22 protein-coding genes are annotated in these 22804 nt (G+C 73.1%); 12 read left to right on the forward strand and 10 right to left on the reverse strand.

Features of this window, described 5'->3' with window-relative positions:
* Positions 1-50: 50 nt before the first annotated feature.
* Both IF23_RS0122105 and IF23_RS0122110 read right to left on the reverse strand, forming a co-directional pair.
* Positions 51-1427: an LmeA family phospholipid-binding protein gene (locus tag IF23_RS0122105; protein ID WP_030286312.1), complete on the reverse strand. Its 1377-nt coding sequence runs from the start codon at positions 1425-1427 to the stop codon at positions 51-53.
* A 308-nt stretch (positions 1428-1735) separates the two neighbouring features.
* Positions 1736-3565 (reverse strand): bifunctional metallophosphatase/5'-nucleotidase, encoded by a 1830-nt coding sequence (locus tag IF23_RS0122110; RefSeq protein WP_051739800.1) that lies wholly within the window; start codon positions 3563-3565, stop codon positions 1736-1738.
* A 556-nt stretch (positions 3566-4121) separates the two neighbouring features.
* On the opposite strand from IF23_RS0122110, the gene mshD reads away from it, so the two are divergent.
* The 3 genes from mshD (at position 4122) to IF23_RS0122125 (ending at position 6628) form a co-directional block, all read left to right on the forward strand.
* Entirely contained in the window at positions 4122-5048 is a 927-nt protein-coding gene (gene mshD / locus IF23_RS0122115) for a mycothiol synthase (protein WP_030286316.1), read from the forward strand.
* 356 nt (positions 5049-5404) lie between these two features.
* Complete coding sequence (locus IF23_RS0122120; RefSeq protein WP_030286318.1) at positions 5405-5653, forward strand: hypothetical protein; 249 nt, start codon at positions 5405-5407, stop codon at positions 5651-5653.
* Between the two features lie 504 nt (positions 5654-6157).
* Entirely contained in the window at positions 6158-6628 is a 471-nt protein-coding gene (locus IF23_RS0122125) for a hypothetical protein (RefSeq protein WP_157848055.1), read from the forward strand.
* A gap of 16 nt (positions 6629-6644) precedes the next feature.
* On the opposite strand, the gene IF23_RS0122130 is transcribed toward IF23_RS0122125, so the two are convergent.
* The 3 genes from IF23_RS0122130 to IF23_RS0122140 are packed head-to-tail and all read right to left on the reverse strand — an operon-like array spanning position 6645 to position 8084.
* Entirely contained in the window at positions 6645-7001 is a 357-nt protein-coding gene (locus IF23_RS0122130; protein WP_030286322.1) for a DUF397 domain-containing protein, read from the reverse strand.
* 40 nt (positions 7002-7041) lie between these two features.
* Positions 7042-7263, reverse strand: coding sequence for a DUF397 domain-containing protein (locus tag IF23_RS0122135; RefSeq protein WP_030286324.1), 222 nt, complete (start codon positions 7261-7263; stop codon positions 7042-7044).
* Complete coding sequence (locus tag IF23_RS0122140) at positions 7260-8084, reverse strand: helix-turn-helix domain-containing protein (protein ID WP_030286325.1); 825 nt, start codon at positions 8082-8084, stop codon at positions 7260-7262. The genes IF23_RS0122135 and IF23_RS0122140 overlap by 4 nt, the downstream gene beginning before the upstream one ends.
* Before the next feature lie 183 nt (positions 8085-8267).
* Between IF23_RS0122140 and IF23_RS34145 the strand changes: the two genes are divergently transcribed.
* Positions 8268-8942 carry a hypothetical protein gene (locus IF23_RS34145; RefSeq protein ID WP_030286327.1) on the forward strand — a complete coding sequence of 225 codons (675 nt, stop codon included), beginning with the start codon at positions 8268-8270 and terminating at the stop codon, positions 8940-8942.
* Positions 8943-8979: 37 nt separating this feature from the next.
* Here IF23_RS34145 and IF23_RS0122150 read toward each other — a convergent pair whose 3' ends face one another.
* Together IF23_RS0122150 and IF23_RS0122155 are read right to left on the reverse strand one after the other, a co-directional pair.
* On the reverse strand, positions 8980-9321 hold the full coding sequence (locus IF23_RS0122150) for a hypothetical protein (RefSeq protein WP_030286329.1): 342 nt from the start codon (positions 9319-9321) through the stop codon (positions 8980-8982).
* A 133-nt stretch (positions 9322-9454) separates the two neighbouring features.
* The gene (locus tag IF23_RS0122155) at positions 9455-10072 is read right to left on the reverse strand and encodes a GNAT family N-acetyltransferase (protein ID WP_030286331.1); all 618 of its coding nucleotides are present in this window, start codon (positions 10070-10072) and stop codon (positions 9455-9457) included.
* A gap of 80 nt (positions 10073-10152) precedes the next feature.
* Between IF23_RS0122155 and IF23_RS0122160 the strand changes: the two genes are divergently transcribed.
* The 5 genes from IF23_RS0122160 to IF23_RS0122185 all read left to right on the forward strand — a co-directional run bounded on the left by IF23_RS0122160 (position 10153) and on the right by IF23_RS0122185 (position 16684).
* Entirely contained in the window at positions 10153-11277 is a 1125-nt protein-coding gene (locus tag IF23_RS0122160) for an ATP-binding cassette domain-containing protein (protein WP_245655057.1), read from the forward strand.
* On the forward strand, positions 11274-12290 hold the full coding sequence (locus IF23_RS0122165; RefSeq protein WP_051739801.1) for an ABC transporter permease: 1017 nt from the start codon (positions 11274-11276) through the stop codon (positions 12288-12290). Before IF23_RS0122160 ends, IF23_RS0122165 begins: the two co-directional genes overlap by 4 nt.
* Before the next feature lie 374 nt (positions 12291-12664).
* Positions 12665-14959: an RNA degradosome polyphosphate kinase gene (locus IF23_RS0122175; RefSeq protein ID WP_030286337.1), complete on the forward strand. Its 2295-nt coding sequence runs from the start codon at positions 12665-12667 to the stop codon at positions 14957-14959.
* Positions 14943-16166: a CHAD domain-containing protein gene (locus IF23_RS0122180; protein WP_425423871.1), complete on the forward strand. Its 1224-nt coding sequence runs from the start codon at positions 14943-14945 to the stop codon at positions 16164-16166. The genes IF23_RS0122175 and IF23_RS0122180 overlap by 17 nt, the downstream gene beginning before the upstream one ends.
* 53 nt (positions 16167-16219) lie before the next feature.
* Positions 16220-16684: an NUDIX hydrolase gene (locus IF23_RS0122185; RefSeq protein ID WP_051739802.1), complete on the forward strand. Its 465-nt coding sequence runs from the start codon at positions 16220-16222 to the stop codon at positions 16682-16684.
* 153 nt (positions 16685-16837) lie between these two features.
* Here the strand turns inward: IF23_RS0122185 and IF23_RS0122190 are convergent, their stop codons facing one another.
* Both IF23_RS0122190 and IF23_RS0122195 read right to left on the reverse strand, forming a co-directional pair.
* Positions 16838-17425 carry an RICIN domain-containing protein gene (locus tag IF23_RS0122190; protein ID WP_030286343.1) on the reverse strand — a complete coding sequence of 196 codons (588 nt, stop codon included), beginning with the start codon at positions 17423-17425 and terminating at the stop codon, positions 16838-16840.
* Between the two features lie 245 nt (positions 17426-17670).
* Positions 17671-18678: an aldo/keto reductase gene (locus IF23_RS0122195; protein WP_030286345.1), complete on the reverse strand. Its 1008-nt coding sequence runs from the start codon at positions 18676-18678 to the stop codon at positions 17671-17673.
* 186 nt (positions 18679-18864) lie between these two features.
* Between IF23_RS0122195 and IF23_RS0122200 the strand changes: the two genes are divergently transcribed.
* Entirely contained in the window at positions 18865-19734 is an 870-nt protein-coding gene (locus IF23_RS0122200) for a helix-turn-helix domain-containing protein (protein ID WP_030286347.1), read from the forward strand.
* Between the two features lie 57 nt (positions 19735-19791).
* Here the strand turns inward: IF23_RS0122200 and IF23_RS0122205 are convergent, their stop codons facing one another.
* Positions 19792-20610 carry a class I SAM-dependent methyltransferase gene (locus IF23_RS0122205; protein ID WP_030286349.1) on the reverse strand — a complete coding sequence of 273 codons (819 nt, stop codon included), beginning with the start codon at positions 20608-20610 and terminating at the stop codon, positions 19792-19794.
* Positions 20611-20827: 217 nt separating this feature from the next.
* Between IF23_RS0122205 and mshA the strand changes: the two genes are divergently transcribed.
* Entirely contained in the window at positions 20828-22240 is a 1413-nt protein-coding gene (gene mshA / locus IF23_RS0122210; RefSeq protein WP_030286351.1) for a D-inositol-3-phosphate glycosyltransferase, read from the forward strand.
* Entirely contained in the window at positions 22233-22784 is a 552-nt protein-coding gene (locus tag IF23_RS0122215) for a type III secretion system chaperone family protein (protein WP_030286353.1), read from the forward strand. Before mshA ends, IF23_RS0122215 begins: the two co-directional genes overlap by 8 nt.
* The last annotated feature ends 20 nt before the right edge of the window (positions 22785-22804 follow it).

The raw sequence follows: 22804 nt of genomic DNA on the forward strand, positions 1-22804 counted from the left end.
CCGGGCCGCTGCGGCTCCGGCCGGGCCCCGGCCCGTATCCCTGCGTCAGCTCACTTCGCGTCCGCGCCCGCCTTCTTCGCGGCGTCGCCGAACGGCAGATCGCGGCCGTCGAGTTCGGCGCGGATCCCGTCCTCCTGGACCGAGATATGACGCAGCCGCACGTCACCGGGGGTCTTCGGGAGGCGGAAGGAGAGCGACAGCTGATCGGCGAGCTGCGGCTTGGTCAGGCCCGAGAGGGCGCCGAGGACCTTCGGGTCGATGCCGACCTTCTCCAGCAGCCACGGGTGGTCGACGACCACGTCGACGAGGTTGACCTTCATCAGCTTCGACACGAAGTCCGGCGAACCGGTCAGCTGGTGCAGCTTGTCCTCGTTGCGCAGCGCCTCGTCGACGTACTTCTGCGGGATGCCGATGCGCTGCACGATCGCGGGGACGCTCAGCATCGACTTGATCTTCTCGGCCTGGCGGCTCAGCTCCCCGGCGGCCTTCTGCGTCAGCCGCAGGCCCTCCTCCTTGCCGGTGCCGGGGCGGTAGACCGCGACATCGCCGATGTCCAGCCGCATCTTGCTGATCTGGGTGGAGACGCCCCGGTCACCGGCCTGCTGGATACGGGCCTGGGCGTGCATCCGCAGCTCGTGCCCGGCGATCGGCAGCCGACCCACGGCGCGGACCTCGTTCGGGCCCATCTCGCTGAACTTCACCTGGGAGGCGCCCAGTTCGCGGTTCATGTCCTCGAAGGCGAGCAGCACCGTGCCGTGCATCTGGCCGATGGTGGCGCCCTTGATGGCGGTCGGCAGATCGCCGTCGAGCCGGATGTCGCGGGCGCTGGCCTCGAACTTCGCGAGCGAGACCCGGTCGGCCGCCACGTCGGGGATGGTGACGTCGACCTGCCCGAGGCGCTTGTCCAGCACCTGGGTGAGGAAGGGGAAGCCCTTGATGTCGACCTCGGGCGCGGCCGTCAGATGCATCGCCTTCTTGATCTGCTCCTCGGCCTTGTTCTGCGCGTAGAGCACGGCGAAGCGGTCGCCGAGGGTGAGGAACGCGGCCAGCACCACGACCGCGACCAGCACCTTCAGGGTGAGCGGCACGGCGGCGAAGCGGCTGATGCCGCGCTTCGTCCGGCGGTGGTTGGGCGGCTGCCAGGCGTCCGGGTCGTCCTCGTCGGAGCGCAGCCCGAGCCCGAGCGGATCGTCGCTGCCGTCCCGCTCGTTGAGGTACCGGCGGTGCTCCAGCCGGTGCGGCTCGACGGTCTCGGGCTCCGGTTCCGGCTCCGGCTCGGGGTCGGCGAGGGCGGCCAGGTCCGCGTACGGGTTGACCGGCTCGAACTCACGGGTGTCCCGGTCCTTCTCGTCCGGTGCCGGTGGGGCGGCGGAGCCCGGTTCGGGGAGCGGGGACGAGGGTGAAGATATGCGTTGGGGGGTTCGCATCCGCACATCTGACCATGACCGGGTCCCCCGTTAGCAACTCGACCGCGCAGTAAGTGCGCAACGCCACGGCGGAAGGGCGTGGAAGGGGAAAATCGGGCGCGGCGGGGGCCCGGCGGACCGGGTGCGTGTCCCGTACGGGGCGGCGGGGGCAGCCCGTCCGGGTCCCGGGGGCCGGGCCGTCCGGGTACCCGGCGGGGCAGCCCCTACGGGCCGCGCGGTCGCGGTGGCGGCCGGGGGCGGGCCCGTAGGGGCTGCCCGCAGGGGCGATCCCGGAGAGGGACGGCGGGGCAACTACCGTCCGTACACGGTTACTTCACGACGGTGATCCGGTCGGCCTTCGGCGGCGCCAGCGGCTTGTCCGCCGAGGAGTGGGCCGTCAGATAGGCGGTGAAGGCGTCCAGGTCCGAGCCGCCGACCAGCGGGTTCTTGCCGTCCTTGAAGACCGGGAAGCCGTCACCGCCACCGGCCAGGAACTCGTTCATCGCGACGCGGTACGTCTTCGCCGGGTCGAGCGCGGCGCCGTCCAGTTTCACCGAGTCCTTGACGATCCGGTCGGCGCCGGACTCCGTCAGATCCAGGGTGTAGGTGAGCCCGTCGGAGACCTGGAGGATCTTCGGCGATGCCTCGTTCGGGCCGCTGACCTGCTGCTGGAGCGCGGTGAGCAGCTGGGCGCCGGTCAGGTCGAGCGTCCGCATCATGTTGGTGAACGGCTGGACGGTGAACGCCTCCCCGTAGGTGACGACCCCGTCGCCCTCCTTGCCGGACGCCGCGTACGCCAGATCCGAACGGATCCCCCCGGGGTTCATCAGGGCCAGCTGCGCGCCGCCCTTGTCCGCCGCCGCGGTCGCCTCCCGCTGCGCGTCGGCGACGACATCGCCGAGCGGCGACTCCGGCGCCTGCTCGCCCCGGCCCGCGATGTCCGCGGAGATGTGCCCGACGGGCCGGTCCGCGACCGGCGCGGCCAGCTTGTTCCAGCGGGCGATCAGCGACGTCATGTCCGCCGCCTTGGGCTGCGTGCGGTCCACGACATGGTTGACCGCCCGCCCCGCGCCGCGCGCCTTGACGTTCGTCCGCACGATGTCGCCGGTGGCGCGGTCGTACGTCAGCGTGGTCTCGGTGTAGAGCTTCCCGAACGACGCGGCGGAGGTGACCGTACGGGGTTTCCCGGAGGGGTCGGGGATGGTGCAGACATACGACTGGTGGGTGTGGCCGGTGACCAGCGCGTCGACCTTCGGGGTCACCTTCTTGGCGATCTCGGTGATCGGCCCGGAGATCCCGTCGCCCGGCCCGGGGCTGTCACAGTCGTAGTTGTACGAGGTGGAGGCGGGCATCCCGCCCTCGTGGATGAGGGCGACGACCGACTTCACGCCCTGCTTGTCGAGGATCTTGGCGTACTTGTCGATCGTGGCGACCTCGTCGTGGAACTTCAGCCCCTTGACGCCGTCGGCGCTGACGATGTCGGGGGTCCCCTTCAGGGTCACCCCGATGAAGCCGATCTTCACGCCGTTGTGCTTCCACACGGTGTACGGCTTGAGCAGCGGCTTTCCGGTCTTCTCGTCGGTGACGTTGGCCGTCAGGTACGGGAAGTCGGCGCCCTTGAAGGTCTTGCCCTTCTCGAAGCAGCCGTCCTTGGGGTGGCAGCCGCCCTTCTGGAGGCGGGTCAACTCCGCCCGACCCTCGTCGAACTCGTGGTTGCCGACGGAGGTGACGTCGAGACCGAGCTTGTTCATCGCCTCGATGGTCGGCTCGTCGTGGAAGAGCCCGGAGAGCAGCGGACTGGCCCCGACCATGTCCCCGGCGGCGGCGGTCACGGAGTAGGGGTGTCCCTTACGGGCCGTGCGCAGCGACTGGGCGAGGTACTCGACGCCACCCGCCGCGACGCTCTTCTTACTGCCGTCCTTCTGGATCTCCTCGACCGTCCCGGACGAGCCCTGCGGCGGCTCCAGATTGCCGTGGAAGTCGTTGAACGAGAGCAGCTGGACATCGACGGTGCGCCCCCGGGCGGTGCCCGCGCGGCCGCCGTCCGGCCCCGCACCGGACGGCAACGAGGCCGCGGTGACCGCGGTGGCGGCGGCCAGCACGGCCGCTCCGGCCGTCAATCTGCGCACGAGGCGGCGCCGTTGGGGTGTCGCTTCCATGGGATCCCTTCCGTGGACCGGTCGCCCGGCGGCGCCGCGCGGGTGCGGGCGGCCGGGCGGGGCTGTGCGGTACCGGCACGCGACTGCGCCCGGGCGCAGGCAGCCTACGGTCAACGCGCGTAGCGCAACAGATCCCGTGAGATGGCCGGAGGGTGACGGGGGGTTGGCTGGATCGGGGTGGGGTGGCCGGGTGGGACGGTCGGGTGGGACGGGTCGGGTGGGCGCGGGGTGGCCTGGAGGTTCCGGGTGGGGCGGTCCTTGGGGCGAGCCTCGGGGCCGGGGCTCGCTGTCCCGTAGGGGAAGCCCTGAGCCCCCACCCGTAAGGGAAGCCCTGAGCCCTCGGCCCGTAGGGGGAAGCCCTGATCCCTCGGCCCGTACGGGGAGCCCCTCACGAGGGTCCGTACGGGGAGCCCCCTACGGGCCGGACCCGTACGGGGCCTCCCTGACGTCCCCGGCCCGTCCGGATCCGGTGCCCCCACGGACCGACCCCCGGGAGACCGTCCGGCCCGGGCGCCGGACCCGTACGCTTCGGAGCATGACTGACGCTGCACAGGAGATGGGTCCGACCGGCCGCCGGATCCGGGTCGCCGACACGCTCACGTCCGAGGAAGCCGCCGAGGTGCTCGCGCTGATCGAGCAGGCCGCGCGGACCGACGGGCAGCCCGCCGTGTCCGAACAGGGACGGCTCCAGCTGCGCGGCGGGGCCCGGGAAGGGGTGCGGCACCTGCTGGTGTCCGTACCGGACGAGGATGCCGAGGCGGGCATCGCGCTGGTCGGCTACGGCCAGCTGGAGGACACCGACCCGGTGGAGGCGCCCGCCGCCGAACTGGTCGTCCACCCCGCGCACCGCGGCCGTGGCCACGGCCGGGCGCTCGGCGGCGAACTGCTCGCCCAGTCCGGCCGCCGCCTGCGCGTCTGGGCCCACGGCGGGCACGCCGCCGCCCGCCACCTGGCACAGACCCTCGGCCTGACGAAGTTCCGCGAGCTGCGCCAGATGCGCCGCCCGTTGACCGGCCTCGACCTGCCCGAACCGCAGCTCCCCGACGGGGTGACGGTCCGCACCTTCCAGCCCGGCCAGGACGACACCGCCTGGCTGGAGGTGAACGCCGCCGCCTTCGCCCACCACCCCGAGCAGGGCTCACTGACCCAGCGCGACCTCGACGACCGCAAGGCCGAGTCCTGGTTCGACCCGAAGGGCTTCTTCCTGGCGGAGCGCGAGGGCACGCTGGTCGGCTTCCACTGGACGAAGGTCCACGCCGACGAGGGCCTCGGCGAGGTCTATGTCGTCGGCGTCCGCCCCGGCGCCCAGGGCGGCGGCCTCGGCAAGGCCCTCACCGCCATCGGCCTGCGCCATCTGGCCGCCGAGGGCCTGCCCACCGCGATGCTCTACGTCGACGCCGACAACGCGGCGGCCGTCACCGTCTACGAGCGCCTGGGCTTCGTCACCCACGAGACGGACCTGATGTACCGCTCGGAGACCTGAGCCTGCCCGATTGCCGCTCCGAGGGCCCCGCGACCACACACCGGTCGCGGGGCCCTCGGCGTGAGGACGCCGGACGGGCGGCGACCGTTCCCCCTTTCACCCTCCGGTGCGCCGCTTTGCCCCCGCATTACGCGGACTATCCCGGGACTTGCCCGTACGGACCAGAAGGTTGTCCACCGAAAGGGCAGACCCGAGAAAACCGCAACCGGCAGCGAACTTCCGCCGCGGGGAGCGCATCTCTCCCCATGAAAAACGCACACCATCAACGTCCTTACGGATAACGGGACTTGGCAACGGTTGGTGCGCGTTCTCCGCGGCGGATCCGTATTCGGCCCCGCCCCCACAGGGAGGAAATCATGAAGTCCTGGCGTTCCCGTATCGGTGTCGGTCTCGCGATCGGCGCCGCGGCGGTCTCCATTCCGCTCTCCGCCGCCACCGCCTTCGCCGCCCCGCCGCCCGGCGACGGCTGGATTCCCGTCGGCGGTTTGAAGTACCCCTCGAAGGCGGAGTGCGAAGCGACGGAACTGCCGTACGCCCAGGCGAACGGCTACCACGAGGTGTGGTGCGACGACAGCACCGAAATCATGGCGATCTACAACCGCTGACCGCCCACCGTCCGGCGACCGGCCCTTGAACCGGTCATCGCACGGCGGGTCGTGGGTCCCGCCGCGCGGTGACGGAAAAGAAAGCCCGCTTTCCCCGGTGCTCGGCATCTGGGGGAGCGGGCTTTCGGCTGGAGTGTATTTCCGGCCGGCGTATGGGTGAACCCGTCAAGTGAAGGCATGCCGTCGACCGCCTGGGTGCGGCGGTGAGCGGGCACAGCGACATGGATCACTGTGTCTCCCTTCGGGCCATTCACGAGAATTCCCACTGATGTCGCGGACTGTGCGTGCCAGATACCTTCGGCGCGGAGAAAACGCCCCACTGAACGTCCATTCCCCGGCGTAAGTTGGCGTGAAGCCGACACAACCCTGTTAGCGACTCAACCTCGAACTGTTCGTGATTGATACGTTCCCCTCTGCCGTTCACACTCAGGAGGAACACCCCTACCGCGTCCTGTACGCGCACCGGCCGCCGGGCGGGTCCGATGACGAGGAGAGTGGGACGTCATGGCAACTGCCCACTGGCTGGGCGCACCCCCTGTCGGCCGAGCGGATCTGGCTGTGTGGACGCTGGCCAGGGTCGGGGCGACCCTGGGGGAGGATGTCGCTTTCGAAGCGGTCGTCGAGTACGCCACCCGCGTCGGCGGTGCGCCTTCCGGTGGTCGTGAGGGTGGCCCCTACGGGGACATCGCCTCCGGTCGCGTCGCCCCGGCCGCCGCCCGCCTGGCGGAACTCCTGTGCCCCGCCCGCACCGTCTCCCACCTCCAGGAGGTCACCCCGACCGGCCCCGCATCGCTGTCGGCGACGATCCGCCCCCTGCGGACCTTCCCCTTCAGCGCCTGGGCCCCGGACGAGTCCCTCACCTGCGGCTTCACCGTCGACCCGGCCACCGGCGTCCTCGTACGCGCCGAAGTCCGGGACCCGGAGGCCGAGTTGCCCATCGCCCGCCACGTCGTGACCTCGCTGGCGGACGCGTAGCGGAAGCCGCGTACGGTCAGATGGCCCCGAACTCCCGGCCTTTCAGGGCCTGGACGAAGGTGGTCCAGTTCCCGGCGGGGAAGGTGAGTGCGGGTCCGTCCGGGTCCTTGCTGTCGCGGACGGGGACGACTCCGTGCACCTGCGCGGCGGTGGGCGCGAATTCGAGGCACTGACCGCCGTCGCCGCCGCTGCGGGTCGACTTGACCCAGGCAAGGGAGCGGGAAAACTCCAGGCACTGCCCACCATTGGCGTCGCTGTACGAGGACTTGATCCAGGTGAAGGTTCGGGAGAACTCGACGCAGTCGCCGCCGTTGGCGTCGCTGTACGACGACTTGACCCACTCGGCGGCGGTGAGATCCGGGTTGGTGCTCATGCGCGGGGCTCCTTCGGTGGAGTCGGCGGGCAGCCAGATGTCAGAAGGCTTCGAACTCCCCGTCCTTCAGGGCCTGGACGAAGGTGGTCCAGTGTCCGGCGGGGAAGGTGAGTGCGGGTCCGTCGGGGTTCTTGCTGTCGCGGACGGGGACGACTCCGTGCACCTGGGCGGCGGGCGCGAATTCGAGGCACAGGCCGCCGTTGCCCTCGCTGTACGAGGACTTGACCCACTGGGCGGCGGTGAGATCGACGTCGGGGCTCATGCTCGGTACTCCTTCAGCAGTGTCTTGATCAGGTTCAGGGAGTGGTCCGGGGACAGTGCGTGCGCCCTGAGCAGATCGTAATCATCCAGGGCGCCTTCGATCGTCTGTGCAGAATCGTGCATCCGTCCTCCTACCCGGGTTTCCGTGTAGACCACCGTGGGGGAACTGGAGAAACGCAGCACGACGAAGGGCATCGTTGACGTCGCGGGGATCCCTGCCGCGAACGGCATCACTTGGAGCCTGAAATCCGGCGACTTGGTCAGGGACATCAGGTATTCGAGCTGGCCGGCCATGACTTCTCGGCTGCCGACGACGGTGCGTAGACACGTCTCGTGCAGGATGACCCACAAGAACGGAGGCTTCTCCCGCTCCAGGGCCTCACGTCGTCGCAGTCGTGCCGCGACCTTGTCCTCGATGGCCTCCGGCTTCGCGTGCGGATTGGCAGCGCGGAAAACTGCCCGGGCGTAGTCCTCCGTCTGCACTATCCCGGTGACGAGGTTCGTCTCGTACGTCAGGATCTTCGCCGCCTGGCTCTCCAAGTTCAGGTACGGCACGAACCACGACGGGTGATCTCCTTCGTCGATCCGGGTCAGCATGCCCTCGTAGAGGCCGTTGGTGCCGAAGGCGAGGTCGCAGCCCTTGGCGAACTTCATGCTGGCCATGACTTTTCCGGCTTCGACCATGCTCACGTAGGCGTGGGAGTAGCCGGTGGCGGTGCCCAGTTGTTTCTGGGTGAGGCGGCGTCCCAGGCGGACGCGTCTCACGTCGACTCCGAAGCGTTGGAGGGGATTCAAACGCTCCGACGGTGTGGTCTCTTCCAATGCCGCGACCTCAGCTTCTGGTGGTTCCGGTCGGCGTTACGGCAGGTCAGCGCTTTCAGCATTGCCGTTTAAGAGGTGCCATCGTATTGCCCGTGGCGTTCCCCAAGTGACCAACTGAGCACATCCCGGGCGTACTTCACCCGGGAGTGCGATTCGAACCTTGGGAGAGGGAGGGCTACGGCCATGGTGCAGTTCGACGAGGGCGGGAAGGTGCCCGTTCCGTACATCACCGCCTGGAGTGAGGAGCGGGTGGCCGTGCGGTCGCTGGCGGTGCGGGCGGACGGGACCGGGCTCGCGTACCGGGACGAGGTGGCGGGGGACCGGGATGCGCACGGGGTGTTGTGGAGCCGGGTCGGGGAGGCGCCGGGGGAGGGGCGGCCGCGGTTCCGGGTGGTCCATCCGGTGCGGCAGCGGCGGGCGTTGCAGAAGGCGTTGTGCCAGGTGTGCGGGGGTCCGGCGGGGCGGACCGGGCGCGGGGTGCTGTTCCTGCTGCCCCGGCCGGAGGGGGCGCGAGCGCCGGGCTGGCCGGAGGGGGCGTACGGGATGAAGCCGCCGGTCTGCGTGGGGTGCGCGGCGGTCGCGGTGCGGCACTGTCCGCGGCTGGGCGATCCGGTCGCCGTACGGGTGCGGAAGGCGCGGGTACGCGGGGTGTACGGAGGGTTCCACGCGCCGGGCGGGGGACGGCTGGTCGCCGCGTCGGAGGACGGGTTCCTGCCGTACGGGCATCCGCACGCGGCGTGGTTCCTGGCGTCGCAGCTGGTGGTGGAGTTGCGGCGGTGCACGGTGGTGGATCTGGCGGCGGAGATCGGCGGTGCGGCGGGCCCGGGGGCGGAAGCCCGAGGTCCGGCGGCTGCGTGACGCCGGGTGTGCCGGGCCGCGCCGCACCGCCTCCGGGTCACTGCGGGTGCTGCACCGCGTCCTTCTGGAGTTCGGCCGCGGCGAGCAGGCTCAGCTTCGGCTCGGCCTGGCGCAGGGCCTTGACCGCCGGGACCGAGTCGATGGCGCCGGTGAAGCCGACGGAGGCCAGCCGGGAGTGGACCCAGCGGGCGCGCAGTTCGCTCTCGGTGGCCGTGGCGGTGGCTTCCGCGAGCGCGACGGCGCGTTCCAGGCCGGGGCGTTCCTCGGGAGTGGCGTCGGCCAGTTCCTGGCGAAGGGCCGCCACGATCACGTCCGCGTCCCGGATGATGATCGGTGCGACGTCGTGCTTTTTTCCGCTGAGTCCTGCAAGAGGTGCCATGGGGACAATCGTGACGGTTGCGCTCCGTGTGCGACAAGGGGCTTGAGGGTTTTCTGAGGAACAGTCCGAAAGGTGCCGCGACGCTCGCCCGGAAAGCGCCTCCCCGGAACCCGTTTCGGCCGGATCGCGCAGGTCAGACGCGGGGCGCGGCCGTCGGGTCCGCGGCCCGCAGCGCCTCCCACTCGCGGGCGAGCATCGCGTAGACGACCTCGTCGGTCCACTCTCCGTCGAGGAACTCGTTCTCCACGTGGTGGGCCTCGCGGCGCATGCCGAGGCGTTCGAGGAGTCCGGCGGAGGCGGCGTTCCGGGCGTCCAACTCGGCCTGGACGCGGTGGAGTCCGAGGTGGTCGAAGCCGAGGGCGAGGAGGGCGCGGCTCGCCTCGGTGGCGTAGCCGTGGCCGTGGTGGGCGGGGTGGAAGACGTAGCCGATGCTCGCCTGGCGGTGGGCGGCGCTCCTCAGGACGAGGAGGACATCGCCGATCAGGGTGCCGGTCTCACGGACGACGACGGCGAACTGGAGGGAATCGCCTTCGGCGCGCAGCGTCGTACGGGCCGCCTTCGCGGCGACGGACGCGCGGGAGCCGGCCTCGTCGAGCGGGCCCCAGCGGATGTAGCGGCAGACCTCGGGGAGGCGCAGGTAGGCATGGACGGCGGCGAAGTCGTCGTCGGTCACCGGGCGGAGGTCGAGGCGGGCGGTGCGCAGCGGGCGGGGCGGCGTGAAGGGGAGCGGCGGGTGTGCGGGGGTGGCCATCGGGGGAGCGTAGGCGGCCCGGGTTGACAGGCGCAGCCCATTTCCCTCACTCTTCCACTACTTAATTAGTGGAATGAGGTGTGCGGGTGCGACGGGCGGCGAGTGGCCCCCTCGGCGACGCTTCGAGGGGTACGGCGATAGAGGCGACCGGCCTCGGCAGGCGCCACCGGCACCACGGTGAGCTGCGGGAATGCACGTTCCGGCTGCCCACAGGACGCATCTGCGCACTGGCCGGACCGCCCGGCGCGGGCACCGGCACCCTCCTCGCCCTCGCCGCCGGACGCCTCCGCCCCACCACGGGCACCGTCCGCGTCTTCGGCACCGACCCCAGGACGGCGGACGGCCGCGACCGCGTCGCCCACCTGGGCCGCGAGCGGGCCACCCGGCCGTGGCGCACCGTCTCCGAGGCGCTGCGGTACGCCCGCGCCCGGCACGACGGGCCCTGGCAGGCGGTGCGCGCCGAGCGGCTGCTGGAGACCGGACGGGTGCCGCTCCAGGCGCGCGTGGGGGAGCTGTCGGCGGAGCGGTACGCCCGCTTCGCGCTGGCGCTGGCGCTCGCGAAGGGCCCCGAACTGCTGCTGCTGGACGAGCCGTTCGCCGGACTCGACCCGCTGAACCGGCACGAGGTCGCCGCCCAGCTGATGGAACAGGCGGCGGTGTACGGCACCACGATCGTGCTCTCCTCGTACGCCCTCGCCGAGCTGGACGGGATCTGCGACCACCTGCTGCTGCTCGGCGGTGGCGGGGTGCGGCTGGCGGGCGAGGTCGACGACGTGATCGCGGCGCACGCGCTGCTGCTCGGCACCGCCGCCCGGCCCGGGGCGCTGCCCGCCGGGCTCGCCGCGCATCCGGTCGTCGACGTGGAGTGGTCGGGGCGGCGCTACACCGCGCTGGTCCGGCGGCAGGGGCCGCTCGACGGGCCCTGGGAGGCCGCCGAACCGTCGCTGGAGGAGCTGCTGCTCGGCTATCTCCGCTCGCCCGGGGCGCCCGCACCGCTCGCCCCCGGCGGCCCGGTGGGCCCCCGGCTCTGGCAGCGACCGGGCGTACCGGGGCTGCCGCGCAACGGGGGCGCGCCCCGGGGCGGCGTGGCGCCCCGGACGGTCGCGGGGCCGCTGCCCGGCGCCCCGCGCGGACGGCGACCCGGGGGCGTGGCGCGCCTCGTCCACAGGTGGGAACTGCACGGCAACGAAGGAGTGACGGTATGAGCACGGCGACGGAACCCCGGACGGCGGGGGCGGCGGGACGCACCGCCGGGACGGGCCGGCGGGGCGGTCTGCTGTGGCTGGTGTGGCGGCAGAACCGGGGCTTGGCGCTCGGCCTCCTCGCCCTGCTGGTGGTCGGCGGCATCGGGATGGCCGTGCAGGGCAGCCTGATGTCCGGGTACCTCGCCCAGCACCACATCGCGGGCTGCGCGGCGATCTCCACCAACCCGCGCTGCGACGGTCTCCAGGACGCGGTGTGGGATTTCCGGTCGGCGTACGGCAACACCTTCCGGCTCGGGCAGCTGCTGCTGTTCATGCTGCCGATGCTGGTCGGCCTGTTCGTCGGTGCGCCGCTGCTCTCCCGGGAGCTGGAGAGCGGCACCCACAAGGTCGCGCTGACCCAGTCCGTCGGGCCGCTGCGCTGGCTGACCGCGAAGCTGGCGCTGCCCGCGGCGCTGACCACCCTCACCGCCGCCGGGCTCGCCGTGGGCTACCTGTGGATGTGGCGCTCCGGCGGCCAGGAGACGCTGGGCGCGTACTGGTACTCCGACTCGGGGTTCACGGCGCTCGGGCCGGTGCCCGTCGCCGAGAGCCTGCTGATGCTCGTGATCGGCACGCTGGTCGGACTGCTGATCCGGCGGACCGTCGCGGCGATGGTGATCACCTTCGGTGTCTCCGGTGTGCTGACGGTCGCGTTCATGCTGGTCCGGCCGTATCTGCTGCCGCCCGTGGTCACGGAGTTCCCGAAGAGCGGGCCCCGGCTGCCCGACGCCGCCTGGCGACTGTGGGAGGGCAGCCTGACCCGCGCGCTGGTCCGCCTGCCGCAGGGCATCTGCTCGTCCGCGAGCGATATGCAGAAGTGCCTGGACGACCACGACGCCGTGGGCTCCTACGTCGTCCAGCACCCGGCCTCCCACCACTGGCCGCTCGCCTGGCTGGAGTCCGGCATCGCCCTCGTCCTCGCGGCGGTGGTGACGGTCGTGATCTACCGGATCGTGCGGCGCCGGTTCGGCTGAGCGGCACCTTCCCGCGGCGCGACGGCGCCCGTTCCACCCTTGGAAATCCGGGGTGGAACGGGCGCCGTCGGCGCGTTCCAGGGGTCTTCCGGCGCGTTCCACCCCGTCCCGCGCGTTCCGGGACGCCGCGCGCCCCGCGCGCGGGCCGGATACCGCCGCCCCGGCGGGCCCCGTACGCCCCCGTACGGCACGCTCCGTCCCCGCCCGGTAGCGCCCCGCTTGCCTGGTCGCCACGTTCGCGTTACCGGTGATTCAGACGCGCTTGCGAGCATCGGTGAATGCAGCCCGCTGTGCCGAACGTTCCCCCACCACGGCTCTCAGCCGCGTACCCGTCCGACGCGCCTGGAACGCTCCAGGAGCGGAAGAATGGGGACATGAACCAGCAGCCGAGCGCTCAGGTCCCCACCGAGACCGGGCGGCCGGCCCCGCCCCGGCCCGCCGTGGCGCCGCCGGACCGGAGCCCCGCGGCCCAGCCGTCGGTCGGCTCCATCGCGGCGCACCGCCCGAACGCGGTCGCCCCCTCCGTCCCGGAGCTGGCCCCCGATCTGGACTCCGACCCGGACGCGTACGAGGAGAGCGCCGCCCCCGGGGAGGGCGGCGAGGAGCTGCCCGAGGGGCGCTTCCTCGACCGGGAACGGAGCTGGCTGGCGTTCAACGAACGGGTGCTGGAGCTGGCCGAGGACCCGGCCACCCCGCTGCTGGAGCGCGCCAACTTCCTGGCGATCTTCGCGTCCAACCTCGACGAGTTCTTCATGGTCCGCGTCGCCGGACTCAAGCGCCGCATCGCCACCGGCGTCGCCACCCGCTCCGCCTCCGGGCTCCAGCCCCGCGAGGTCCTCGACCTCATCTGGACCCGCTCGCGCGAACTCATGGCCCGGCACGCCGCCTGCTACCAGCAGGACGTCGCCCCCGCCCTCGCCGACGCGGGCATCCACCTCATCCGCTGGCCGGAGCTGACCGAGAAGGAACAGGCCCGCCTGTTCACCCTCTTCCGCCAGCAGATCTTCCCCGTCCTCACCCCGCTCGCCGTCGACCCCGCCCACCCCTTCCCGTACATCTCCGGCCTCTCGCTCAACCTCGCCGTCGTCGTACGGAATCCGGTCAGCGGCCACGACCACTTCGCGCGGGTCAAGGTGCCGCCGCTGCTCTCCCGCTTCCTGGAGGCGTCGCCGCAGCGGTACGTGCCGCTGGAGGACGTCATCGCGGCCCACCTGGAGGAGCTGTTCCCGGGGATGGAGGTCCGCGCCCACCACATGTTCCGGGTCACCCGCAACGAGGACCTGGAGGTGGAGGAGGACGACGCGGAGAACCTCCTCCAGGCGCTGGAGAAGGAGCTGATGCGGCGCCGCTTCGGGCCGCCGGTGCGGCTGGAGGTCGAGGAGTCCATCGACCCGTCCGTCCTCGACCTGCTCGTCCAGGAACTGAAGATCTCCGAAGCCGAGGTCTACCCGCTGCCCGGCCCCCTCGACCTCACCGGACTCTTCGGCGTCGGCGCACAGGACCGGCCCGAGCTGAAGTACCCCAAGTTCGTCGCCGGGACCCACCGCGACCTCGCCGAGGTCGAGTCCGCGTCCGCGCCCGACATCTTCGCCGCCGTCCGCGCCCGCGATGTGCTGCTGCACCACCCGTACGACTCGTTCTCCACCTCCGTCCAGGCGTTCCTGGAGCAGGCGGCGGCCGACCCGGACGTGCTGGCGATCAAGCAGACGCTCTACCGCACCTCGGGCGACTCGCCGATCGTGGACGCGCTGATCGACGCCGCCGAATCCGGCAAGCAGGTCCTCGTCCTCGTCGAGATCAAGGCCCGCTTCGACGAGCAGGCCAACATCAAATGGGCGCGGAAGCTGGAGGAGGCGGGCTGCCACGTCGTCTACGGGCTCGTCGGCCTCAAGACGCACTGCAAGCTGTCGCTCGTCGTCCGCCAGGAAGGCGAAACGCTCCGCCGCTACGCCCACGTCGGCACCGGCAACTACCACCCCAAGACCGCCCGGCTCTACGAGGACCTCGGCCTGCTCACCGCCGACCCGCAGGTCGGCGCGGACCTCTCCGACCTCTTCAACCGGCTCAGCGGCTACTCCCGGCGCGGCACCTACCGCCGCCTGCTGGTCGCCCCCCGCTCGCTGCGCGAGGGACTGCTCCAGCGGATCACCAAGGAGATCACCCACCACCGCGCCGGACGCCCCGCCTACGTCCGCATCAAGGTCAACTCCATCGTCGACGAGGCGGTCATCGACGCGCTCTACCGCGCCTCCCGGGCCGGGGTGCCCGTCGACATATGGGTCCGCGGCATCTGCGCGCTGCGCCCCGGGGTGCCCGGGCTGAGCGAGAACATCCGGGTCCGCAGCGTCCTCGGCCGCTTCCTGGAGCACTCCCGGGTCTTCGCCTTCGGCAACGGCGGCGAGCCCGAAGTGTGGCTGGGCAGCGCCGATATGATGCACCGTAACCTCGACCGGCGGATCGAGGCGCTGGTGCGGGTCACCGACCCCGCGCACCGCGCCGCCCTCAACAGACTGCTGGAGACCGGGACTTCGGACACCACCTCGTCCTGGCATCTCGGCCCCGACGGCGACTGGACCCGGAACGCGGTCGACGCGGACGGCACGCCGTTGCGCAACGTACAGGAAATGCTCATTGACGCGCGGAGGCGCCGGCGTGGCCCAGCGACCTGACCTTCCGGCCGGGGGGCCGGGCGGTCTCATCGGCATCGGCATCGGCATCGGACCCGAGCCCGGCCCGGGCTGCGGCACCCGCGCCGCCGTGGTGGACGGCCCGTACGGGTACGGGCCCGAGGGCGCGGCGGAGACGCCGCCCGACGGCGCCACCGCCGGGCAGGCCCTCGCCGGGTACCTCCACGACCGGTCCGCGGACTTCCTGCGCAGCCTGCGCCGCCACCGCGAGAGCGGTTCGGACGCCGACGGCGCCGAGGAAGCCGCCCGGCAACTGCGCCGCGCCGCCCGCCGGATCAGCGCCACCCTGCACACCTTCCGGCCGCTGACCGAGGAGGCGTGGGCCGACCAACTCCGCGCCGAACTGGGCTGGTTGTCCGGCACCCTCGCCCGCGAACACGCCCTCGCCGACCGCCGCGACCGCCTGATGGCCGCCCTCCAGCGCCTCACCGGCCGCACCGACCGGCCGCAGCCCGCCGGGCGCGCCACCGGACGCGGGGACCGGACGGCCACCGGGCGCGGCACCGCACCCGCCCGCGGCCGTACCGACGCCGCCGCGGAGACGGCCGAGGCGGGCGAGGCGGACGGCGACGGGCTGCTGTCGGCGGGCGCCGCGCGCGCCGCCGCCCTCCTCGACCGGCAGCTCACCCTGGCCCGCAGCCGCGCCCACTCCGCCGCCCTCCAGGCGCTGGGCTCCGCCCGCTTCCACGCGCTCGCCGACGCGGTCGCGGTCCTGGCGTCCGAGGCGCCGGTGGCCCGCGCCGCCGGGACGGCTTCGGCCGCCGGGGCGCTCCAGCCGCTCGCCGAACACGCCCACCGCCGCCTCGCCGAGGCCGTCGCCGCGCTGCCGCTCGCCCGCGCCGGACACGCCCACCACCCCGACGCGCTCTCCGCCGAACACCGCCAGGACGCCCCCTGGCACCAGGTACGCACACTGGTCCGGCTCAGCCGCTACGCCCAGGAGGTCGTCGCACCGGGCCGCGCCGACCCCCGGCTGGCGGAGGCCGGACGGGCGCTGGGCCGCCACCGCGACGCCGCCGAGGCGGCGACCGCCGCGGCGTCCGCCGCCCGTACGCCCCGTATCGCCCCGGCAACCGCGTACGCGCTCGGCGTCCTCCACGCCGACCAGCGCCACGAGGTGGCCGCGGCCCGCCATGCCTTCGGCCGCCTGTGGCTGCCCGGGCCCGCGCCCGAGAGCCGCTGGAGCTGACACCCCCGCCCGACGTCCCGAGGAGGCCCGTGACCGGCAGGAGGAGCGACGAGATGACGACGGCGAGCGAGGGGACGCCCGGTCCCGCCGGACCGGGGGCGCGCCCGATCCGGGCCGCGGGCTGTGTGCTGTGGCGCCCGGCCGGGTCCGGCGACGGGCTGGAGATCGCGCTCGTCGGGCGGCCCAAGTACGGCGATTGGTCGCATCCCAAGGGCAAGCTGAAGCGGGGGGAGAGCTTCCGGGCGGCGGCGGTCCGCGAAACGGTCGAGGAGACCGGCATGACCTGCAACCTCGGCCCCCGGCTGCCCACCGTCCACTACGTCGTCGAGGGCCGCCCCAAGGAGGTCCGTTACTGGGCCGCCGAGGCCACCGGCGGCGGCTTCGTCCCCAACCGCGAGGTCGACCGCCTGCTGTGGCTGCCCCCGGAGGCGGCCCGCGCCCGGGTCACCCAGGAACGCGACCGGGGGCTGGTGGACGCGCTGCTGGAGACGTTGCGCGGCGCCGGGGTGGTGGGCTGAAGCCCGCACGGCGCGGGGCGCGCGACGGTGGGGTGCGCGCCCCTGAGCCCGGGCGGGCGGACGGGTGGGCGGGCGCGGCCACACCGGTCGCACCCGCCCGTCCCGTATCCGTCCGGGCGGAATCATCCTCCCGGCCGGAATCATCCGTCCGGCTCAGGAATGCGCCGGGCGCAGTTCCCACACCTGGCTGCTGTTCCCGTTCACCGTGTTCAGCTCCAGCCGGGGCGGATAAATGAGCAGCGGTGAGAGGTCCAGCGCGTAATTCCGGTCCTTGGCGGCGAGCAGCCGGTAGGTGCCGGGCGCGCCCGCCGGGTCGAGATGCCAGGCCGTCGGCGCGGTCCGCGTGATCACCGGCACATGGGCGCCCGGCCCGCCGCGGTGGCCGAGGAACGCGCCGCTGCGCACATTGCTCAGCGTGCAGTCGCCGCCGTCGTCGCAGCGGACCTCCCACCGCTGCCCGTCCGGCTGCGCCGCGGGCGGCAGCAGCGTGGCGTGCGCGTCGGCGTCCCCGTCCGGCTGGGTCACCCGCTGTCCGCGCTGGCCGAGGGTGTAGACGCCGTCGGCGACCGGTGCGGTGTCCTCGGGCGGGGTGGCCGCGACGCCGACACCGGGCACGGCGGCGGCCAGCACGGCGACCGCCCCGAGGGCGGCGGCGCGGACGGTACGGCGACAGGCACGGGGCCGGGACGCGGGGCGGGCGGCGGTCGGGTGGTCGGGGCGCGGTCGGGGCGGCAGGGTCAACGGTCTCTCCCGGGTGCGGAATTCACGGCGCGCCCGGAATTCTCCTCCGGAAATTCCCGGAATCCGGACGCCGGTCGAATCTAGTGCGGAATTCCGCTCCGGCGCGGGCGGAGCCGTGACGGCGGGTCGGGCGGGTGAAAGGAGTTCGAATTCCGGCGGCGGAATTCGAAAGGCCCGCCCGGGGCACCTGCCCGGAGCCGCTCCCCGGAGCGGTCGGTCCGCCCGGCGCCACCGCTCCGCCCTCCTCATCGCCGCCGCAGCGACGCGTCCGCCAGTGCCGGGGCCACGTAATAGTTGTCGGCGGGGTTGAGGTCGGTGCCCGGCGGGACGACGGCGTCGATACGGTCCAGGAGATCCGCGCCCAGCGTCACCTCCGCGCCCGCCAGCAGCCCGTTGAGCTGGTCGAGGGTGCGCGGCCCGATGATCACGGACGTCACCCCCGGGTGGGCGCGGACGAACGCCGTCGCCAGATGCGGCAGCGTCATCCCCGCCTCCGCCGCCACCTGCTTCAACTCCGCCACCGCCGCCGCCTTACGGGCGTTGCCCGGCAGCGACAGATCGAACTTCTGCGTCTCCAGCGACGCCCGCGAACTCACCGACAGATCCCGCCCGGACAGCCACCCCGCCCCCAGCGGACCCCAGGTCAGCACGCCCATGCCGTACCGCTGCGCGGTCGGCAGCACCGCCGCCTCCACCCCGCGGTTCAGGATCGAGTACGGCGGCTGCTCGGTACGGAAGCGGACGTGACCGCGCCGCTCGGCCACCCACTGCGCCTCGACGATCTGCTCGGCGGGGAACGTCGAACTCCCCACCGCCAGCACCTTTCCCGCCCGTACGAGATCCGACAGCGCGCCGAGCGTCTCGTCCAGATCGGTGGCCGGGTCGGGGCGGTGCATCTGGTAGAGGTCGATGCGGTCGGTGCCCAGCCGCCGCAGGCTCTCCTCGACCGCGCGGACGATCCAACGCCGCGAGCCGCCCCGCCGGTTGGGGTCGTCGCCCATCGGGTGGAAGAACTTCGTCGCCAGTACGACCTCGTCGCGGCGCCCCTGGAGCGCCCGGCCGACGATCTTCTCCGACTCGCCCACGGCGTACATGTCGGCGGTGTCCACGAAATTGATCCCGGCGTCCAGCGCCCGGTGAACGGTGCGCACGCCCTCATCGGCGTCGGTGCCGCCCATGGGGCTGAGCATCATCGCGCCCAGTGCGAACTCGCTCACGGAGATCCCGGTGCCGCCGAGCGTCCTGTACCTCATCTGCTGCTCCTCCTGCGGAGAGTGCGGGTGGCTGCCGTGTGCACGGCGAATCCCGCCCGCGGAAGCCCGGGGGGCGGGCCCGCGGCGGGTGGTCTCAGCCTGCGGGCCGCCCGCCCGCGTCACCAGACCCGCCGCAACCCGGGTTCGGCAGAACCACCCGAGCGGGCCCCGCCGCATACTGGACGGATGCCGTCTGCCGAAGCCGAGATCAGCTCGTTCCTCAAGGCCCGCCGCGCGGCGCTCGACCCGGACGCCCTCGGGCTGCCCGGCGGACTGCACCGTCGCCGGGTGCGGGGGCTGCGCCGCGAGGAGGTCGCCCAGCTCGCCGGGATCAGCGTCGACTACTACACCCGTATCGAGCAGGGCCGCGCCCCGGCGATCTCCGACGGCGTCCTCGACGCCCTCGCCGGGGCGCTGCGGCTGACCGGCGGCGAGGCCACCTACCTGCGCAACCTCGCCTCCCACGGCCGCCGCACCCCGGGCCGGGGCCCGGACGTCCCCGGCCGGACGGTACGGCCGGAGGTGCGGCAGCTGCTGCACGCGATGGACGGCGCGGTCCCGGCGATGGTCGTCGGCCGGGGGCTGGACCTGCTCGCCTGGAACGCGCTGGGCGGCCGGATCGTCTTCGACCTCGACGCCGTCGTCCCCGACCGCCGCAACTCCGCCCTGCTGGTCTTCCTCGACCCGGCGGCCCGCGCCCTCCACCGGGACTGGGAGCGCGTCGCCGAGCAGGTCGTCGGCACCCTGCGCGCCGAGAGCGGCCGCCATCCCGGCGACCCCCGGATCGCCGCGGTCGTCGGCGAACTCCTCGACCGCAGCCCGGAGTTCCGTACGGCGTGGGAGGCCCAGGCGGTCAGCGAATGCCGTTACGGCGTGAAGCGCATCGTCCACCCGTGGGTCGGCGCCCTGGACCTCACCTTCGAGAGCCTCCGCCTCGCCGCCGAGGAGGACGAGCAGGTCCTGGTGACCTACAGCGCTCAGGAAGGCTCCCTGACGGAAACCCGGCTGCGGGAGCTGGCCCGGCGGGTGGCGGGGGAGCGGGTTCCGGCGGCGTGAGGGCCGGGCGCGGAGCCGCGGCGGGCCGTTCCGCCCGGGGAGGCGCCCCGCCGGGCCTCACCCCCGGGGCGCCAGGGCCTCCCACGCCACCGTGACCTCACCCTGACGGCGGCGGCGCGGGTCGCCGGTCAGCGGCCAGTCGGCGGCCAGCGCGCGGGTGGCGGCCAGCCAGCGCTGCCGGGCGCCGAGCGCGCCGAGCGGGGCCGCCGCCGCCCAGGCGCGGTCGAAATCGCGGAGGAAGGCGTGCACCGGCTCGCCCGGCACATTGCGGTGGATCAACGCCTTCGGCAGCCGTTCGGCCAGGTCGGACGGGGTGTCCAGGGAGGCGAGCCGGGTCGCGAAGGTCACCGTGCGCGGCCCCTCGGGACCCAGCGCCACCCACACATGGCGGCGCCCGATCTCGTCACAGGTGCCCTCGACCAGCAGCCCGTCCGGCGCCAGCCGCGCACAGAGCCGCCGCCAGACCGCCGCGACCTCGCCCTCGTCGTACTGCCGCAGCACGTTCGCCGCCCGGATCAACGCCGGCGCCCGCCCCGGCGCGCCGGGCAGCGGCACCTCGAAGCCGCCGTGCCGGAACTCCAGCCCGGGCCGCTCGAACGGCCGGGCCGCCGCCACCCGCTCCGGATCGATCTCCACCCCGACCACCCGCGCCTCCGGCCGGGCCGTCCGCAACCGCGTCAGCAGTTCCAGCGCCGTCCAGGGCGCCGCCCCGTAGCCGAGATCGACGGCGACCGGGTCCGCACTGCGCCGCAGCGCCGCCCCGTGCTCGGCGGCGATCCAGCGGTCCATCCGGCGCAGCCGGTTCGGGTTGGTGGTGCCCCGGGTGGCGTTCCCGACGGGACGGGCGGCGACGGGGACGGCGGAGCGGCGGGGCATACGACGAGCCTACGGGCTGTCCCGCCGCCCCCCTGCGGGCGCGGACGGCGGCCCGCCCGGACGCCGCGATCGTCACGTCCAGTCGGCACCCCGCCCCGTACGGTTACGGTTGGATAACGGTGGAAAGTCGGGCGCTCCGGGGGGAAGGGAAGCCGGACCCGCGTTGTTACACCAGGTCGGAGGCGCGCAGCCCGTCACAGGAGAGAGGTAGCTCGCAGTGAGCCCATATGTGTCCCGGCTCCGCAGCCGTCCCCTCGGCCAGCACCCGGGCCCGTCCCGGCTGCGGCTCCCCGGAGCCGCCCGCCGCCCGCGCCGGGTGGCGATGCTCAGCGTCCACACCTCCCCGCTCCACCAGCCCGGCACCGGCGACGCCGGCGGTATGAACGTCTACATCGTCGAACTGGCCCGGAAGCTCGCCGCGATCAACATCGAGGTGGAGATCTTCACCCGCGCCACCACCGCCACCCTCCCGCCCGCCGTCGAACTCGCCCCCGGCGTCCTCGTCCGCCACGTCGACGCCGGACCGTACGAAGGGCTCGCCAAGGAGGAGCTGCCCGCCCAGCTCTGCGCCTTCACCCACGGCGTGATGCAGGCATGGGCGGGCCACCGCCCCGGCCACTACGACCTCGTCCACGCCCACTACTGGCTCTCCGGCCACGTCGGCTGGCTCGCCGCCGAACGCTGGGGCGTTCCCCTCGTGCACGCCATGCACACCATGGCCAAGGTCAAGAACGCCTCGCTTGCCTCCGGCGACACCCCCGAGCCCGCCGCCCGCGTCATCGGCGAGACCCAGATCGTCCGCGCCGCCGACCGCCTCATCGCCAACACCGCCGAGGAGGGCGACGAACTGGTCCGGCACTACGACGCCGACCCCGCCCGGGTCGCCGTCGTCCACCCCGGCGTCAACCTCGACCGCTTCCGCCCCCTCGGCCCCGGCGCCACCCCCGTCACCCTGACCGGCTCCGGGGCGGACGCCTCCGTCGCCGCCGGTCGCGCCGCCGCCCGCGACCGCCTCGGGCTGCCGCAGGACGCGCTGATACCCCTCTTCGCCGGACGGATACAGCCCCTCAAGGCCCCCGACATCCTGCTCCGCGCCGTCGCCGTCCTCCTCGAACGGCGGCCGGAGCTGCGCTCCCGGCTCGTCGTCCCGGTGGTCGGCGGTCCCAGCGGCAGCGGTCTCGCCAAGCCCGAGGAACTCCAGAAACTCGCCGCGCTGCTCGGCATCGCCGACGTCGTCCGCTTCCGCCCGCCGGTCGGCCAGCAGCAGCTCGCCGACTGGTACCGCGCCGCATCCGTGCTGGTCATGCCCTCGTACAGCGAATCCTTCGGGCTCGTCGCCATCGAGGCGCAGGCGTGCGGCACCCCGGTGATCGCCGCCGAGGTCGGCGGTCTGCCGGTGGCCGTCCGCGACGGCGTCACCGGCCACCTCGTCCCCGGCCACGACCCGGCCGACTACGCCCACGCCCTCGACCGCTTCGTCGCCGACCCGGCGCTGCCCGCCCGGATGGGCGCCGCGGCCGCCCGGCACGCCCAGTCCTTCGGCTGGGACACCGCAGCCGCCGCCACCGGCGACGTCTACGCCGCCGCACTGCAGGAAAGGCGCCGTCACCTACGATCACCCCATGGCTGACGAGGTGGCTGAAGTGAAGGACGGGCGGACGGACCGGGGCGCCGGAGCGACCGCCGCCGCGGTGATCGAGCGCACGCTCGCCGACGCCGAACTGACCTGGGAGTCCCCCGCCCCCGGCCGCTACGTCGTCACCCTGCCCGGCACCCGCAAACTCTCCACCACCTGCTCCCTCGTCGTCGGCCGCCACTCCCTCTCCGTCAACGCCTTCGTCGTACGGCGCCCCGACGAGAACCACGAGGCCGTCCACCGCTGGCTCCTGGAGCGCAACACCCGCCTCTACGGCATGAGTTACGCGATCGACCAGCTCGGCGACATCTACCTCGTCGGGAAGTTCCCGCTCGCCGCCGTCACCGAGGAGGAGTTGGACCGCATCCTCGGCACCGTCCTGGAGAACGCCGACGGCAGCTTCAACACCCTGCTGGAGATGGGCTTCGCCACCGCGATCCGCAAGGAGTACGCCTGGCGCGTCGCCCGAGGCGAATCCACCCGCAACCTCGAAGCGTTCGGGAACCTGACGCGGGGGGAGGGGGCGGGGGAGGAGTAGGCGTGCAGGTCGGGGAGGGG

It is taken from the genome of Streptomyces catenulae (assembly GCF_000718015.1).
In the GTDB taxonomy this organism is placed as follows: Bacteria; Actinomycetota; Actinomycetes; order Streptomycetales; family Streptomycetaceae; genus Streptomyces; species Streptomyces catenulae.